At 64.5% G+C, this 15727-nt stretch carries 15 protein-coding genes and 1 tRNA gene; 7 read left to right on the top strand and 9 right to left on the bottom strand.

Annotated features, from left to right (window positions below; all coding sequences use genetic code 11):
* Positions 1–99: 99 nt before the first annotated feature.
* The 3 genes from TZ53_RS15385 (at position 100) to TZ53_RS15375 (ending at position 2536) form a co-directional block, all read left to right on the top strand.
* Positions 100–860, top strand: a protein-coding gene (locus TZ53_RS15385; protein WP_099185988.1) for an IS5 family transposase whose coding sequence is annotated in 2 segments (ribosomal slippage) — positions 100–424 and positions 424–860 — 762 coding nt in all. Because the reading frame shifts where the segments join, the coding sequence is not laid out codon by codon here.
* A gap of 360 nt (positions 861–1220) precedes the next feature.
* A complete protein-coding gene (locus tag TZ53_RS15380; protein ID WP_044661842.1) occupies positions 1221–1676 on the top strand; it encodes a carboxymuconolactone decarboxylase family protein in 456 nt (151 codons plus the stop codon).
* Positions 1676–2536 (top strand): sigma-70 family RNA polymerase sigma factor, encoded by an 861-nt coding sequence (locus tag TZ53_RS15375; protein WP_025550172.1) that lies wholly within the window; start codon positions 1676–1678, stop codon positions 2534–2536. Before TZ53_RS15380 ends, TZ53_RS15375 begins: the two co-directional genes overlap by 1 nt.
* Before the next feature lie 110 nt (positions 2537–2646).
* Here the strand turns inward: TZ53_RS15375 and TZ53_RS15370 are convergent, their stop codons facing one another.
* Positions 2647–3609: an acyltransferase family protein gene (locus TZ53_RS15370; protein WP_044661841.1), complete on the bottom strand. Its 963-nt coding sequence runs from the start codon at positions 3607–3609 to the stop codon at positions 2647–2649.
* Between the two features lie 68 nt (positions 3610–3677).
* Between TZ53_RS15370 and TZ53_RS15365 the strand changes: the two genes are divergently transcribed.
* From TZ53_RS15365 to TZ53_RS15350, 4 genes are all read left to right on the top strand, one after another.
* Positions 3678–4355 (top strand): RluA family pseudouridine synthase, encoded by a 678-nt coding sequence (locus tag TZ53_RS15365; protein WP_044661840.1) that lies wholly within the window; start codon positions 3678–3680, stop codon positions 4353–4355.
* Between the two features lie 5 nt (positions 4356–4360).
* Positions 4361–4786 carry an alternative ribosome rescue aminoacyl-tRNA hydrolase ArfB gene (gene arfB, locus TZ53_RS15360; RefSeq protein WP_025550175.1) on the top strand — a complete coding sequence of 142 codons (426 nt, stop codon included), beginning with the start codon at positions 4361–4363 and terminating at the stop codon, positions 4784–4786.
* Between the two features lie 41 nt (positions 4787–4827).
* Positions 4828–5313 (top strand): GAF domain-containing protein, encoded by a 486-nt coding sequence (locus TZ53_RS15355; RefSeq protein WP_044663082.1) that lies wholly within the window; start codon positions 4828–4830, stop codon positions 5311–5313.
* 173 nt (positions 5314–5486) lie between these two features.
* Positions 5487–6290: an RcnB family protein gene (locus tag TZ53_RS15350; protein ID WP_044663081.1), complete on the top strand. Its 804-nt coding sequence runs from the start codon at positions 5487–5489 to the stop codon at positions 6288–6290.
* A 248-nt stretch (positions 6291–6538) separates the two neighbouring features.
* Here TZ53_RS15350 and TZ53_RS15345 read toward each other — a convergent pair whose 3' ends face one another.
* From TZ53_RS15345 to TZ53_RS15310, 8 genes are all read right to left on the bottom strand, one after another.
* Positions 6539–9061, bottom strand: coding sequence for a sensor domain-containing protein (locus tag TZ53_RS15345; RefSeq protein WP_044663080.1), 2523 nt, complete (start codon positions 9059–9061; stop codon positions 6539–6541).
* 180 nt (positions 9062–9241) lie between these two features.
* Positions 9242–10060: an arginyltransferase gene (locus TZ53_RS15340; protein ID WP_025550179.1), complete on the bottom strand. Its 819-nt coding sequence runs from the start codon at positions 10058–10060 to the stop codon at positions 9242–9244.
* 192 nt (positions 10061–10252) lie between these two features.
* Complete coding sequence (trxB, locus tag TZ53_RS15335; RefSeq protein WP_044661839.1) at positions 10253–11215, bottom strand: thioredoxin-disulfide reductase; 963 nt, start codon at positions 11213–11215, stop codon at positions 10253–10255.
* A gap of 120 nt (positions 11216–11335) precedes the next feature.
* Positions 11336–12073, bottom strand: a complete 738-nt coding sequence (locus tag TZ53_RS15330) for a peptidase (protein ID WP_025550181.1) — start codon at positions 12071–12073, stop codon at positions 11336–11338.
* Between the two features lie 24 nt (positions 12074–12097).
* Positions 12098–12967, bottom strand: coding sequence for a transglutaminase family protein (locus TZ53_RS15325; RefSeq protein ID WP_044661838.1), 870 nt, complete (start codon positions 12965–12967; stop codon positions 12098–12100).
* A gap of 13 nt (positions 12968–12980) precedes the next feature.
* Positions 12981–13913: an alpha-E domain-containing protein gene (locus tag TZ53_RS15320; RefSeq protein ID WP_025550183.1), complete on the bottom strand. Its 933-nt coding sequence runs from the start codon at positions 13911–13913 to the stop codon at positions 12981–12983.
* A gap of 160 nt (positions 13914–14073) precedes the next feature.
* Positions 14074–15483, bottom strand: coding sequence for a circularly permuted type 2 ATP-grasp protein (locus TZ53_RS15315; protein ID WP_044661837.1), 1410 nt, complete (start codon positions 15481–15483; stop codon positions 14074–14076).
* A gap of 113 nt (positions 15484–15596) precedes the next feature.
* Positions 15597–15673 (bottom strand) — tRNA-Met (locus TZ53_RS15310).
* Positions 15674–15727 lie beyond the last annotated feature (54 nt).

Here is a 15727-nt window from a genome sequence, read left to right as displayed (position 1 = left end):
CTGATGCAGTGGACGGCCGCGGGGGCTAGGCAGTAGTGACATTTTAGGGATTCACGACGGTTTGGATTTGTGATTCAAGGCTGGCTTTTGGAGGCTGGCGTGGAAGGCGAAGTGCTGCGGGATGATCAGTGGGAGCGGCTGCGGGAGTTCGTTCCGGGCGGGCGCAAGGGCAAGCGCGGTCCTCGCAGTGACGGACGGTTGTTTCTTGACGCCTTGCTCTGGCTGGCGCGTTCAGGGGGACGCTGGCGCGATCTACCGGAGAAGTTCGGTCCCTATCAGACCGCCAAGCGGCGTTATTATCGCTGGGTCGAGCAAGGCGTGATCGACCGGATCTTCGAGGCTGTGTCGGATGATCCCGACATCGAATGGCTGGCGATCGATGCGACGGTGATCCGCGCCCAGGCCCAGGCGGCTGGGGCACGGGTAAAAAGGGGGGCGCTCAAGCCCAGGCTCTCGGACGATCGAGAGGCGGGTTCGGCACCAAGATCCATGCCGTAGTCGATGCCTTGGGCTTGCCGATCCGCTTCATCCTCGGCCCCGGACAGCAAAACGACATGGCGCCCGCCTGCGATCTGATCCGCGGCATCCCGGCTGGCAAGGTGCTGGCTGATCGTGCCTATGACGCCGACAGTTTGCACGATCTCATCTACGAGCAAGGCGGCGAGCCGGTCATCCCACCTCGCCGCCATCGCAAATATCAGCACCACTATGATCGCATCGCCTACAAACAGCGTTGGGGCATCGAGGGCTTCTTCGCCAAGCTCAAGCAGTGGCGCCGTATCGCAACACGCTATGACAAACTCGCCGCAAACTTCCTCGGCTTCGTCAAACTCGCCAGCATCATGCTATGGCTCAAATGATTAAATCGTCACTACGGCCTAGAGCCAATCGACATTCAGATGATGACGAGCCGAAAATGATGGTTTTCCGTGACCCGGAGCGCAGCCTACTCAAAGTGGGTGAGCACCGGAAGCACGGAAAAGTGTCATTTGCAGGCCGTCAGGGCTGAATGTCGATTGGCTCTAGGGGGCGGTTAGGGGACATCAAGCCCCTTCCCTCCAGGTCCAGACAAGGCAAGTGGCTGGTTTGAAGGGGTGGAGTGGAGCAGTGCCGCTGTTCCCCCCTTCCAATCGCCGATATGGCATTTTTTTCGCGACCCATGTCACGCCAGCCGATCCTGTCTCGTCATGTCGGCATAACTCAGGAAGAAAGGTGCTGACATGACTGCCAAGCTCGACCCCTTTGCCGCCGCGCCCCAGCTTATGAAAAGCTGGTTCGCCACCTCCGCCGCCATCAATGCCAGCCTTGAGCCGAGCCTTATCGAGCTGGTGAAGATCCGCGCGTCGCAGATCAACCAGTGCGCCAACTGCATCAACATGCACACGGTCGAGGCCCGCGCGCAGGGCGAAAGCGAACAGCGCATCTACCTGCTTTCCGCCTGGCGGGAGGCGCCCTGCTATACGACGCGCGAGCGGGCCGCGCTGGAATGGACGGAGGCCTTGACGCGCCTTTCCGAAGGGCACAGCCATGAAGCGGCCCACAAGGCGCTGGCAGCCGAGTTTTCGGAGGAAGAGCAGGTGAAGCTGACCCTGATGATCAACGTCATCAACGGCTGGAACCGCATCGCGGTGGGCTTCGGCCTCTGGTACGACACGCCGGCCAGGGCGGCCGCGTGATGGCGCAGGGGGCGCATGGGGGCGCGGCGGAGAGCTTCGATCCGCTGCGTCCCAGGCTCATCCGCGTCGCCTATCGCATGCTGGGTTCCGTCGCGGACGCCGAGGATGTGGTGCAGGAAGCCTTTATCCGATGGATGGGCGCCGACCGCGACGCGGTGCGCGAGCCGGAAGCGTTCCTGCGCCGCACCGTGACGCGGCTGTGCCTCGACCAGCTCAAGTCGGCGCGGCGCAACCGCGAAACCTATATCGGCCCCTGGCTGCCCGATCCGGTGGTGGACGACGCCGGGGAAGAAGAGGATGTGACGCTGCCGCTGATGCTGGCGCTGGAACGGCTGTCGCCGCTGGAGCGGGCGGCTTTCCTGCTGCATGACGTCTTCGGCGTCGGCTTCGAGGAAATCGCCGCCACGGTCGAACGCGATCCGGCGGCCTGCCGTCAACTGGCGGCGCGGGCGCGGGCCCATGTGCGGGAGGCGAGACCCCGCTACCGGGTGGAAAGACAGCACGGGCTGGAGATTGCCGGCGCCTTCTTCGCCGCCTCGCGGAGCGGCGACATGGCGGCGCTGGGCGCGATGCTGGCACGGGATGTCAGCCTGCACAGCGATGGCGGCGGCAAGCGCCCTGCCGCGATCGTTCCCGTGCTGGGCTTCGGCCCGGTCATGCAGATGCACAAGGCGCTGGCCGTGCTGTTCGGCAAATATGGGTCGACGCTGGTGCGCGTGGGATTGATCAACGGCCTTCCGGGCTTCGTCACCCGGGAGGCGGACGGCGAACTCCAGACCACGGCGCTCGACATCGAGGATGGGCGCGTCACCGGCATCTATGTGATGCGCAATCCCGACAAGCTGCGGCATCTGCATTGACGGGGCCGGAAAGCCTGCGCTGGGCCTGTCGAAGGTCGGGAACCGGTCTTCCGATCAAACGATGCCCCAACAAAAGCCTGGAGCGCGCGTCCCGTGTAACGCAGCGCGCTCTATAGGAAAATCCTTTGCGCGCCGGGGACGGCCCGGATCAGATAATAAGCGGCGAGCGGTATCAGAAGCGCCTGCACCAGCAGCCACGGCTTGGCCATATAGGGCGAAAGATAGTGAATGACCGCCACGTGGAGATACATGACGACCAGCGACGCGCGCCCGATGGCGGCGATCCATCCGCCAAAGGGCGCGATCCGCACCGAAAGGCGGAAAAGCAGGAAGCTGGTGGCCATGGCCGAGGCGATGGACAATAAGGGCCAGCCATAGTCGGCGGCCTTCATGTTGAGCGTCGGCAGCAGCGCCGTCAGCCCCGCCAGCGACAGCGGGACCAGCGGCGCCAGCATCCAGCTTCGCCAGTCCACGCGCTGCCATGCCGCCCCCACCCAGAGCAGGACCAGGGCCATGGGTACGGTAAGCAGCCCCAGCGGCGACAGGCTGGTGCATTGTCCCGCGCCATAGGCGATCAGCAGCACCGGCAGCATCAGCAACGCCCAGCGCCGGTCGAGCGGGTCGGGCCAGCGGGCCAGCACCATGTTGAACAGGATGCGCGCCATCATCAGGCAGGGCACGAACCAGAATATGGTGAACGGCCCACGCAACCAGGAGCCGCCGAGCGCTATCGGTGCCAGATCCCCCGGCCAGTCATGGAAGATCGGCCTGCCGCCCTTCATCGTTTCGACGACCTGATCCGTCAGGATCAGCAGGATCAGGAAAGCCGCATAGGGCCGCATCTGGGACGCAAGCTGGCGGCGGGTGAAGCGTCGTGCCGGCTGCGGACGGGACAGGAGGCCCGACAGCAGGAAGAACAGCGGCATGTGGAAACTGTACATCGCGTCGCGCAGTCCCCCGCGCGTCCACACATGGCCGGCGACCACGGCGACGATCCCGATGCCGCGTGCGACATCGATCCATTCCAGCCGCCCTCCACCCGGCGGATGCGCCTCATGCCCCCTGTTCTCCATGCCCTCCACGCCCTATAGGAAGCGGCACGCGCGTCAATCGCTGCCCTGCATTTACGGAAAAACGCCTCTTGTCCCTGCTTCATGACCGAGTTCTGTTCATCGATGGCGAGGCCATCATCCTCGACAAGCCGGCGGGCCTGCCCGTCGACGCGCCGCGTGACGGGTCGCTTTCGCTGGAAAACCACCTGTCCTCGCTGACCTTCGGCTTCCAGCGCTGGCCGCTGCCGGTGCACCGGCTGGACCGAGACACCAGCGGCTGCCTGCTGCTCGCCCGCAATCCCAAGGCGCACAAGCGCTTCGCCGCGGCCTTTGAGGCCGGAACGGTCGCGAAACGCTATGTCGCGGTGGTGGACGGCGTTCCGGCGGAGGACAGCGGCACCATCGGCCTGTCGCTCAAGAAGATCAGCACGCCCGCCCAGGGGTGGCGGATGATCCCGGCGAAGGCGGGGAAGGCCGCGTTCACCGACTGGCGCAAGATCGCGGAGAAGGACGGACGCTCGCTGATCGTCTTCACCCCCCGCACCGGACGCACCCATCAGATCCGGACCCATGCGCTGCATGGCCTGGGCTTCGGCATTGCGGGCGATCCGGTCTATGGATCGGGCGAAGGGCCGATGCTGCTGCACAGCCGCTTCCTCAGCATCCCGCGCGGGGAGAAGCCGCCGGCGGAAGCGACCGCCCCCCTGCCCGCGACCTTCGCGGCAGCGGGCTTCGGGCAGGAACTGCTCGAACAGGCCGGGCTTTAGCGCCCTTGCCACGCATCCCCGTCACCCGGTCGATCTCCATCGACAGCGACGAGCTGTCGGAAAGCTTCGTCCGCTCGACCGGGGCTGGCGGCCAGCATGTGAACACCACGGACAGCGCGGTGCAGTTGCGCTTCGACGTGGCGAACAGCCCGTCGCTGCCCGAGGCGGTCAAGCACCGGCTGGCGGCGATCGCCGGACGGCGGATGACGGCGGAGGGCGTGCTGATCCTCCGTTCCGAAGGCTCGCGATCGCAGCTCTTGAACCGGCAGGAGGTGCTGGCCCGCCTGGTGGAATTGATCCGGGACGCCACGGTCGTGCCGAAGGCGCGCAAGGCGACCAAGCCGGGCAAGGCCGCCAAGGCGCGGCGCGTCGACGCGAAGAAGGCGCGCAGTTCGGTCAAGGCGGGACGTGGCAAGGTAAGGCTGGATTAACCGGTCTGGCCTGCACCCGCGCCACATCCTATATGCCGGCCATGTTCGATTTTTCTCCCCCGGCCGGTGCCGACAAAGCCACGCTCCATGACGACCTGCTCTCCGCCGCCGATGCGCTGACGGCGGGCGAGCCCGATGCCATCGCCAACATGGCCAATGTCTCCGCGCTGATCTGGCAGTTCCTGCCCGACCTCAATTGGGCGGGCTTTTACCGGATGGTCGGCGGCGAACTGGTCCTTGGCCCCTTTCAGGGCAAGGCCGCCTGCATCCGCATCCCGCTGGGCAAGGGCGTCTGCGGCGCCGCGGCGGCCAGCGGCCAGACGCAACTGGTGGAGGACGTCCACGCCTTTCCCGGCCATATCGCCTGCGACGCCGCCAGCGCTTCGGAGATCGTCGTGCCGGTGATCGTCGAAGGCCGGGTCGTCGCCGTGCTGGACCTCGACAGTCCGATCCCGGCGCGCTTCGACAGTGCGGACCGGACCGGGCTGGAGGCGCTGGTCGGGCGGATCGCGTCGCGTCTGGTTTAGGTCGTAAACCCATGAACGGCACGTTCAGGGAACCAAAATAGCGAACATATCGGGCCGCAATGCGCGCCGGTGCCTCTTTTCGGGACAGGCATGGAAATGCCGGCGCTTGGATGGCGGCGGCCGATCATGCTAAACAAGTCGTTAACATATCAGCCGAAAACGGGGATTTGAGCATGCATATCCGGAGCTTCATCCTGGCCGGCGCCGGTCTGGCGATCGGGTTGACGGCGCCGGTTTCCGCAAATGGGCCGGTCGGGGGTGGAGGAATGGCCGCCCGGCCGGCGGTGCATGCGGGAACCACGGTGCACCGCTGGGGTCCGCGCCATCAGGGCCGTTGGCATGCGGGCTGGTACGCGCCGGGCGGCTGGGCGGTCTATCGCAGGCCCGTGGTCGGCTATGTCCTGCCACGCTATTGGGTCAACCCCGTCTATCATATCCGCAACTATGGCGCTTACGGGCTGCCGGCGCCCGTCAGCGGCTATGGCTGGTCGCGCTATTATGACGATGCGGTGATGACCGACCGGGATGGCCGCGTGCGCGATTATCGCAACGGCGTCGCGTGGGAGGAAGCAGGCGACACGCCACCGCCGCCGGGCATCGGCTATGATGACGAAGTCACCGCGCGGGATGACCCGCCGCCACCGCCGCTGGGCTATGAAGGGCGCTGGAGCGGCACATGGCGGGACAAGGACGGCAAGACCTTCAGCGGCGATTATGAAGGCCGTTTCGAGGGGCAGGTCCGGGGTGGACCCGGCGTCGATTTCGACCCGCCGCCCTATGCCGCCGGGCAGAACCGGACGGAGCGGCGCGCCGGTCCGGGAGAACCCGTCATCACGACGACGCAAGCGCCGGGCTTCATATCGGGCGGCTATTATTATCCCGGCTCCACCACCACGACGGTCGTGGTCCAGCCCGCCGTCACCACCACCCGGACCTATGTGACGGAAGTTCCGGTCCGCAGGCGCAGGGTGCGGTAGCATCGACAGAGCTGTTCCGGTGCGCGCGGGAAGGATTGGAACGGAAAAAACCGGCTTTCGCTCCGATGAATCAGATCGCCGCTCCAGCTTCCTTATCTTCCGCGATTTCTTGACCAGCGACGGTTACGATCGCTTGGAAATCGCTCTGGAGCAGATTCCGATCCGATCGCATCGGCTCGACTGCTCTAAGTTTTTGTTTTATCGCGTTTTCCGGGTCAGCAGACTATTCCATCTGCCTGGAAATCGCTCTAGGCGGCGCGGGATCGTACCGCCGCCCAAGGCCGGGGGCGCCCCATCAGATAACCCTGGCCGATGGTGCAGCCGCGAGCGATCAGCATCTCGACCTGTCCCACCGTTTCGACGCCTTCGGCCACCACCTCCATGCCCAGGCTGCTGCCCAGCTTGACGATGGCGTCGACAATGACGGCGTCGCCCGCATCCTGTTCGATATTGCTGATGAAACTGCGGTCGATCTTCAGCACGTCGACCGGATATTGCTTCAAATGGCTGAGCGATGCGTAGCCGGTGCCGAAATCGTCCAGCGCGATCCGTACGCCCGCCGACGACAGGCGGTGCAACGCCCGCTCCACCTGTTCGGCGCCCCGGCCCAGGAAAACGGTCTCCGTCACCTCGATCTCGAACTGCTGCGGCGGGATGGTGCAGCGCGCGAGATGGGCGAGGACATAGTCGGCAAAATCATGCTGCATGAAATCGGCGGCGGAGGCGTTGATGGCGACCCGGCCCGGATCATGGCCGGCGCGCAGCCATCGATCGACGTCGCGGACGACCTTCGCCAGCATCTTTTCGGTAAGTTCGACGGCCAGTTCCGCATTGTCGAAAGCCGCCGCGATCGTGTCGGGCGCGTGGACGCCGGTGCGGGGATGCTGCCAGCGCAGCAGCGCCTCATAGCCCAATATCCGTCCGGTCCTCATGTCCGCCTTGGGCTGGTAATAGGGGACGACCAGATCGTCCACGATCGCCTGCCGCGCCATGTGGATCATCGAACTGCGCTGTTGCGCGTCGGCGCGCAATTGCGACTGGAACAGCGTCAGCCGGCCCCGTCCGGTGGACTTGGACGCATAAAGCGCCAGGTCCGCCGCCTTCAGCAATTCCGCCGCATCCTCGCCATGTTCGCCAAACACCGCGCCGCCCATGCTGATCCCATAATCGAGCGACCGCCCATTATGGACATAGGGCGCGCGCACACCGCCCAGCAATTCGGCGCTCCAGGCCGAAAGCGCCGCGCTGCTGGCGAGCGAAGGCGCGATCATGCCGAACTCGTCGCCGCCCAATCGCCCGATCATGGCATCGGCCGGCGCGCAGGAGGCGAAACGCTGCGCAAAACCGCAGAGCAGCGCATCGCCCGCATCATGGCCCAGCGTGTCGTTGGTCCGCTTCAGGTCGTCGATGTCGACCAGGATCAGGCCGAAACTGTCCCCCGTCCGGCGCGCCTGCTCGGTCATTTCCTCCAATGTCGTCTGCCACAGCGCGCGATTGGGCATATGCGTCATGGGATCGTGCGTGGCGGCCCAGCGTATCCGTTCCTCGCTGTTCCTTTCTTCCGTCACATCCTGGAAGGTCACGATGACGCGCAGTGGCTTGCCGGAATCGGAGAAGCTGCTCCAGCCGACGCTCTTGATCCAGCGCAGGGCGCCGGTGTCGGCCCTGTGCACCCTCAGCGTGGCTTCGAAATGCGGCGGCATGCGCCCGTTCGCGACGGCGTCCAGCATTCCGGCGAGACGCGACCGATCATCCGGGTGCACCAGCCGCAATGCCAGTTCGCTCGTCGCCGGTTCGGTATCAGACAGGCCCAGCATCGTCCGGAATTCCCGCGACCATGTCCGTGTGCCGGCGACCGCGTCGAAATCCCATATGCCCAGCCGCGCCGACTGCACCGCCAGGCGGAAGCGTTCCTCGCTGTCGGCCAGTTCGCGCTGCGCCAGTTTCTGCGCGTGAACATCCTCCAGCGTTCCGTACCAGCGCACGATCCGGCCCTTCGCGTCGCGGCGCGCCGAGGCACGCGACCGCATCCAGCGATAGCCGCCGTCGGAGAGGCGCAGCCGGTAGTCGACGTCGACAGGATCGCCTGAATGGAGCTTTTCCGTCCAGATGGCCAGCGTGCGATCGACATCGTCGGGATGCAGCGAATCGATCCACCCCCTGCCCCGCGCACGCGCCGGGGCCATGCCGGTCAGTTCCTGCCAGCGGGGTCCCACCTCCTCGATTTCGCCGCTGACCGATGCCGTCCAGGGGACCTGCGGACTGAGTTCGACCGACCAGCGATAATGCTGCCGGCTTTCCGTCAGGGCATCGGCCAGTGCGCGGCGGTCGCAGTCGTACCTCTCATCGATGTCCTCGATCGTTCCGTACCAGAGCGGCGCCTCGTCGGGCTCCACGACCAGCGACATGCGCACGATCCCCGACCTCGTTTCACCGGCAAGGGTGTGCATGCGGACGGGAACGGGATCGGGACGGGCGGAGCGTTTGGCGGCGTCGGCCAGCGCTTTCCAGTCATGCCTGTCCAGCATCGACCGCCAGCCATTTCCGATGATGTCGCAGGAAAAATGACGGGCAAAAAGGTCCGACATGATCTCCCGCGACAATATGCGGCCGCGATAATCAGCGATCCAGCGAATCAGTGGCGGCGAAACGCGCTGGAAGACCGGAGAGAATAATAGTTCGTTGCGATAGTGAAACGCATCCCATTCCAGCCCGTCCCGAGCCAGTTCGGAGGCAAATTCCCCAAATCTGCGATCAGCAAAACGGTCCATCTGCCGGTCCTGATCCAACGCCATTTCTGCAATCCATGGGAAAGCAGTAACGGAAAAAGTTAAATAAGATTTCCAATGCCGTAGTACGTAATCAATCCATAATGGCGTTAAGCCGTTCCATGCCGATCGCGCGAAAGCGCCATCGGTCGTCCTTCGTACGGGCTGGATTTTTCGCCGGCTTTATTTGCGGAAGATCGCCGCCAGTTCGCGCGGCAGCGCCGGCTCGTCGCGGCTTTCCGCCTGCTGCACGGCCTGCGCCTGCTCCTGCGGGTCGAAGCGGGTCCAGCCGTTGCGGCTCAGTCGTTCAAGCGGCCGGTAGCGTATCTTGTACTGCATCCGCTGCGATCCCTCGACCCAATAGCCGAGATAGACATAGGGCAACCCCGCCTTCGCCGCGCGCAGGATATGGTCCATGATGATGAAATTGCCCAACCCCTTGCGATGCTCCAGCTCCGTATCGAAGAAGCTGTAGATCATCGACAGGCCATCGCCCTGCCGGTCGGTAAGGCAGGCGCCGATCAGCCTGCCGGGACGGCCATCTTCGCCTGGTTCGCGATATTCGACGACATGGCTTTCCACCGGGGTCTGTTCGACCATGTCGGCAAAGTCCATCTCATCCATTTCGGTCATGCCGCCGCCGGGATGCCGGGCGCGCAGATAGCGCTGGAGCAGTTCGAACTGTTCCTCCGTCGACCAGGGCTTGCAGGCGGTGATGACCAGGTCTTCGTTCCGGCGCAGCAATTTGCGCTGGGTGGCGTTCGGCTCGAACTCCCCCGCGACGACGCGCACGGACACGCAGGCGGAGCAATCCGCGCAACTGGGGCGATAGGCGACATTCTGGCTGCGGCGGAAGCCGATGCGACCGAGCGCATCGTTCAGTTCCGACGCATTGTCCCCGCTCAGTTCAGTGAACACCTTCCGCTCGCTTTTGCCGGGCAGATAGGGACAGGGACTGGGGTTGGTGACGAAAAAGCGCGGAAAGCGGAACGGTGCACTCACAACCGCATCTCCCCCACAGCGCTGCCCGACCCCTGATTCATGAGTCGACTATGCCGTTCGCGGGCCGCTGTGAAAAGTTTATTTACCACGAAAATTGGTTAAGCGGCAGAGAAGAGGCAGGGACGTTATGAGATAGGCCGGGGATGGCCAGTTGCGGACATTGACGCTACGCAATCCGACCGCTTGACCATTTCATTCGGCGGCGACAGCCTCGAAATCGGCTTCGGCCAGGAACTTCTCCACATCCAGAGCGGCCATGCAGCCCATGCCGGCGGCGGTAACGGCCTGACGATAGACCTTGTCGCTGACGTCGCCCGCCGTGAAAACGCCAGGGATGGCGGTCCGGGTCGTGCCCTTTTCCACCAGCAGATAGCCCTCGTCCATCGGCAGCTTGTCGACGAACAGCTCCGTAGCGGGCTGGTGGCCGATGGCGACGAACGCGCCGTCCGTCTCTATATGCGATTTGTGGCCGGTCACCGTGTCGATCAGGTCGACGCCGACCAGCCCCTCGGGATCGCCGCCGCCCACGAAGCGATCGACCGCCTGGTTCCACAGCACCTTGATGTGCGGATGGGCGAACAGGCGCTGCTGGAGGATCTTCTCCGCCCGGAGCGAGTCGCGGCGGTGGATCAGGGTGACGTCATGGCTGTGGTTGGTGAGGTACAGCGCCTCCTCCACCGCGGTATTGCCGCCGCCGATCACCACCACCTTCTTGCCGCGATAGAAGAAGCCGTCGCAGGTCGCGCAGGCCGAGACGCCCTTGCCCTGCAAAAGCTGTTCGCCCTCCGCACCCAGCCATTTGGCCTGGGCGCCGGTCGCGATCACCAGGCTGTCGGCATAATAGAGCGTGCCGCTGTCGCCCTTCAGGCGGAAGGGCCGTTCCGACAGGTCGACGTCGATGATCTGGTCGTACATCATCTGCGCGCCGACATGCTCCGCCTGCGCCTGCATCTGTTCCATCAGCCAGGGCCCCTGGATCACGTCGCGGAAACCCGGATAATTTTCGACGTCGGTCGTGATCGTCAACTGGCCGCCCGGCTGCATGCCCTGCACCACGATCGGCGCCAGGCCCGCGCGCGCGCCATAAATGGCGGCGGACAGGCCGGCCGGGCCGGAACCGAGGATCAGCATGCGGGTCGAATGGGTGGCGGTCATGAAAGTCTTTCCGGCTGCGATTCGTCTGTCGGGATGAGATAGGCGAAGCAGGCGGACGCGCAAGCGATGGATTTGCTTGAAGGGTGAGAAGCTGAGCCTTGGACCGCCGCCTTCGTCCCGTCAATCGAGGACGTTGGGCAAATCCTCGAACCCCTTGCGCAGCGCGGCGGACCAGCTGTGCGAGAGAAGCTGGAACTCCTCATTGTCCGCCTCGATCCGGGTGCGCACGCGGAAGTCGAAGGCATCCCGTTCTATCACGGTCAGGTCCAGCGGCATCCCCACCGACAGGTTGGACCGCAGCGTCGAATCCATCGACACCAACACTGCCTTGGTCGCATCTTCCAGACTGGTTTCGCGCTTGATGATGCGATCCAGGATCGGCTTGCCATATTTATGCTCGCCGATCTGGAAGAAGGGCGTGTCCTCCGTCGCCTCGATGAAATTGCCGGCCGAATAGATGAGGTAAAGCCGCGGCTTGCCGCCCCTGCGTTGCCCGGCGATCAGGATGGAGGCGTCCGCCGCCGCGCCCTGCATCTCTATGGTGCTGCGATAGCGGCCCTGCATGGTGCACATCGCCTCCCCCACGATCTGCGCGACGCGGTGCATGGTGGGGCAGTTGAGGATCGTCTCCACATCCGGATCGAGCGCCGAATCCTTGATCGCGCGGCCCAGCATCGCCTTCACCCCCTGGGTGATAGACAGATTGCCGGAGCACATCAGGGTGATCGCCCGCTCGCCCGGCACGCTGTAGGTGAAGCTTTTCCGGAAGCGCGCGATATTGTCCATCCCCGCATTGGTGCGGGTGTCGGACAGCATGACCAGCCCCTGGTCGACGCGCACCGCCACACAATAAGTCATGGCCCCAAGGGCTCCTATCGTCGTTCAACCCTGCGTGGTGGTCTGCGCGCCCTGTTGTTGCTGCCGCTGGAGCTGCCGCTCCTCCACCCCATCCTCCGCCTGCGCGATCCGGACGTCCGCGTCAATCCAGATATCGCCCGCCACGGTCACGGAGCCGCGTATCGGCGCGGCCTCATCCGCATCCAGCCCGCAGGCGAGGCGCAGATAGCGCTCCGTCACGCAGACCCGGTTGGAGGGGTCGAATCCCACCCAGCCCAGTTCGGGCACCAGCGCCTCCGCCCAGCCATGAGTCTCATGCAGCACGTCGCCCTCATCGGCCAGCAGATAGCCGGACACATAGCGCGCGGGGATGCCCATGGACCGCGCGCCGGCGATGAACACCTGCGCATGGTCCTGACAGACCCCGGCGCCCAGCGCGAAAGCCTCCGCCGCCGTGGTGTTCGTGGTCGTCACGCCTGCGCGATAGGCCACGGCATCGCTGACGGCGGCCGACAGCGCATGCAGCCGGGCCAGCGGCCCGTCTCCGTCGGGGAGGGACAGCGCCATCGCCCGGATTTCCGGCGATGCCCCGGTCAGCCGCGTTTCCCGCAGGAAATAGCGCGGATTCACCGGGCAGCCGAGCCAGCCCACCACGCCATGACCTTCGCATGTTTCGACCAGTCCTTCCGCGACGATGACGGCATTGTCCAACCGGTCGTGCCGGACCCAGATCGCCTCCATCTCGCCATAGCTGTTGCGGCGAAAGCCGGTCAGCGGATCGCCATTGACGCTGACCTGCCAGTCCAGCACCTTCTGCGTCGGCGTGTCGACGGGCATCAGCTTCAGCCGCATCGCCACCCGCCCGGCCGCAGCCTCATAGCGATAGATGGTCTGGTGGCGGACGAGCAGTTTCATGCGCGTCCTCCCATCAGCCGAAATGATAGGCCTGGGCGATCTCGACGCCCAGGCGGTTGGTGCTCATCAGGCCGTTCTGCACCGTTTCATGCAGCCCCGCCCGGAAGATTTCGCCGCTGTCCAGCTTCTCCAGATCGGTCACCATCTGCCGCACGGTGTCATGGCAGGCCGAACGCGCATCATGCCATCCGGCCAGACGGTTCAGCCGATAGGCAAGCTGGTCGTAGCAATAGGCGACGCTGCGCGGGAACAGGCGGTTCAGCATCAGGAAATCGGTGATCTGCCAGGGCGTGTAGGTGCCGCCATAGACATGGTGGAACGCCCGCGCGCCAGACAGCGCATACAGCACCGACGTCCATTGATAATGGTCGCGATTGCCGCCGACCACTTCCGTTTCCGGCAGCAGCACATAATATTTGACGTCCAGCAGGCGCAGCGTCATCTGCGCCCGCTCCAGCGCGGAGCCGGTGCGCAGGAAATCATGCCCCTCATTGCGGAGTTGCCCCGAATGGGCCGCGCCGCGGAAGGTCATCACCCGCGTCTTCACCCAGTCGATCAGCGCGGGAAGCTGCTGCCGCGCCTCCGCCACGTCATAGCTGTCGAGCTTGCGCCAGCCTTCGTTCAGCGCCTCCCACATGTCCTGCGTCAACATGGTGCGGGCCGATTTGGCGTTGGCGCGGGCTTTCAGCAGGCAGGACCGGATGGAGGAGGGATTGTCGAGGTCCAGCATCAGGAAGGCGATGGCGTCGCTTTCCGTCACCTGCGCGCCTTCGGGGAAATGGTTGAGCGCGCCTGTCGCCCGCACCACCGATCGCCACTCGTCGCGATGATGCGCGCCGGGCAGGATCGCCATGCGCTGGCCCATGGTCAGCAGGCGGGCGGTAGCCTCTGCGCGCTCCATGTAGCGGGCCATCCAGAAGAGATTTTCGGCGGTCCGGCTCAGCATGAAGGCATACTCTTTGCATTCGTCATTCCCGCGAAGGCGGGAATCCATCTCCTGACCTCACCCCTAGTGGCACGCTTGGGAAATGGATTGGCTTCGCCGTACTGGCGTTTCCCGCCTTCGCGGGAATGACGAAGAAGGGTGATGAAGGTTCTAAACATCATCAATCCTGCAATACCCAGGTGTCCTTCACCCCGCCCCCCTGGCTGGAGTTCACCACCAGCGATCCTTCGGTCAGCGCCACCCGCGTCAGCCCGCCGGGCACCAGCCTGATCTGCTTGCCCACCAGGCAATAGGGGCGGAAATCCGCATGGCGCCCCACCACCGCCGCCGGTCCCAGCGTGGGCACGGTCGACAGGTCCAGCGTCGGCTGGGCGATGAACTCGCCCGGATTGGCGCGGATGCGGTCGGCATAAGCCGCGATCTCGTCCTTGGTCGATTTCGGCCCGATCAGCATGCCGTAGCCGCCCGATCCATGGACTTCCTTCGCCACCAGTTCGTGCAGATTTTCCAGCACATAGGCGCATTCGTCCGGCTTCCCGCACTGCCAGGTCTGGATATTGTCCAGGATCGGCTGCTCGCCCAGATAGAAGCGGATCATTTCCGGCACATAGATGTACACGGCCTTGTCGTCCGCGATCCCCGATCCCGGTGCGGACGCCAGCGTCACACCGCCATTGCGATAGACGTTGAAGATGCCGGGCACGCCCAGCAGGCTGTCCGGCCGAAAGACCAGCGGGTCGATATATTCATCGTCGATGCGCCGGTAGATGACGTCGACCGCCTTCGGCCCCAGCGTGGTCTTCATCCACACCCGGTCATCGTCGACGAACAGGTCCGCCGGCTCCACCAGTTCCACGCCCATCAGGTCGGCAAGGAAGCTGTGCTCATAATAGGCGCTGTTGAGCGAACCGGGCGTCAGCACCACCACCACCGGATCGCCCTTGCAGGCGGGCGGCGCGACTTCCTTCAGGCTTTGCAGCAATTCCGCGGGATAATCGTCGACCGGCGCGACCACGCCCTGCGCGAACAGTTCCGGGAACATGCGGGTCATGATCTCACGATTTTCCAGCATGTAGGACACGCCGGAGGGGGTGCGGCAATTATCCTCCAGCACCTCGAACCGGGTTGGCCCGGTGCGGACGATGTCGATGCCGACGATATGGCTGTACACCTTCCCCGGCGGGGTGAAGTCGGCCATTTCCGCCAGATAGGCGCTGTTCTGATAGATGATGTCCGCGGGCATGACCCCCGCTTTCACAATTTCTCCCCGATGATAGACGTCGTGGAGGAAGGCGTTGAGCGCCCGCGCCCGTTGCCGGATGCCCTTGTCCAGAACGCGCCATTCCTGGGCCATGAAGATGCGGGGCAGCAGGTCGAAGGGGATCAGTCGTTCCGGATCGCCCCCCTCCCCATAGACGGCGAAGGTGATGCCGATGCGCCGGAAGATCGCCTCCGCCTCATCCATTCGACGATTGAGCCCGGCAATGCCGGTCCGATCCACCCAATTCTGCACTTCCGCGTAGCAGGGGCGTATCGAACCATCCGGCTCAAACATTTCGTGGAAGGGCAAAGTATCGATCCTCCCTCAGCCGGCCATCGGCTGGTTGTGCATTGCAACATTAGTGCAACAGGAAAGGACGAATGCAAGCGGAAAATCCGCCTGGGCCTGACTGTCTGTAAAGGTGGTAGCGGAGGAGGGACTTGAACCCCCGACACGCGGATTATGATTCCGCTGCTCTAACCAGCTGAGCTACTCCGCCCCATGGGCCGTCCGCCGGGCCATGCCCTGCGGTGAGGCGGCGCTATAAGCAGAG

The sequence above is a fragment of the Sphingobium sp. YBL2 genome, assembly GCF_000943805.1.
GTDB classification, from domain to species: domain Bacteria; phylum Pseudomonadota; class Alphaproteobacteria; order Sphingomonadales; family Sphingomonadaceae; genus Sphingobium; species Sphingobium fuliginis.
Note: the sequence above shows the minus strand (reverse complement) of the source record. Positions and strands in the feature narration are given on the sequence as shown.

Excerpts from the sequence above, each read along its gene's own strand:
- TZ53_RS15380 (WP_044661842.1), top strand. The coding sequence starts at position 1,221 with ATGACTGCCAAGCTCGACCCCTTTGCCGCCGCGCCCCAGCTTATGAAA.
- TZ53_RS15375 (WP_025550172.1), top strand. The coding sequence starts at position 1,676 with ATGGCGCAGGGGGCGCATGGGGGCGCGGCGGAGAGCTTCGATCCGCTG.
- TZ53_RS15370 (WP_044661841.1), bottom strand. The coding sequence starts at position 3,609 with ATGGAGAACAGGGGGCATGAGGCGCATCCGCCGGGTGGAGGGCGGCTG.
- TZ53_RS15355 (WP_044663082.1), top strand. The coding sequence starts at position 4,828 with ATGTTCGATTTTTCTCCCCCGGCCGGTGCCGACAAAGCCACGCTCCAT.
- TZ53_RS15350 (WP_044663081.1), top strand. The coding sequence starts at position 5,487 with ATGCATATCCGGAGCTTCATCCTGGCCGGCGCCGGTCTGGCGATCGGG.
- TZ53_RS15345 (WP_044663080.1), bottom strand. The coding sequence starts at position 9,061 with ATGGACCGTTTTGCTGATCGCAGATTTGGGGAATTTGCCTCCGAACTG.
- trxB (WP_044661839.1), bottom strand. The coding sequence starts at position 11,215 with ATGACCGCCACCCATTCGACCCGCATGCTGATCCTCGGTTCCGGCCCG.
- TZ53_RS15330 (WP_025550181.1), bottom strand. The coding sequence starts at position 12,073 with ATGACTTATTGTGTGGCGGTGCGCGTCGACCAGGGGCTGGTCATGCTG.
- TZ53_RS15325 (WP_044661838.1), bottom strand. The coding sequence starts at position 12,967 with ATGAAACTGCTCGTCCGCCACCAGACCATCTATCGCTATGAGGCTGCG.
- TZ53_RS15320 (WP_025550183.1), bottom strand. The coding sequence starts at position 13,913 with ATGCTGAGCCGGACCGCCGAAAATCTCTTCTGGATGGCCCGCTACATG.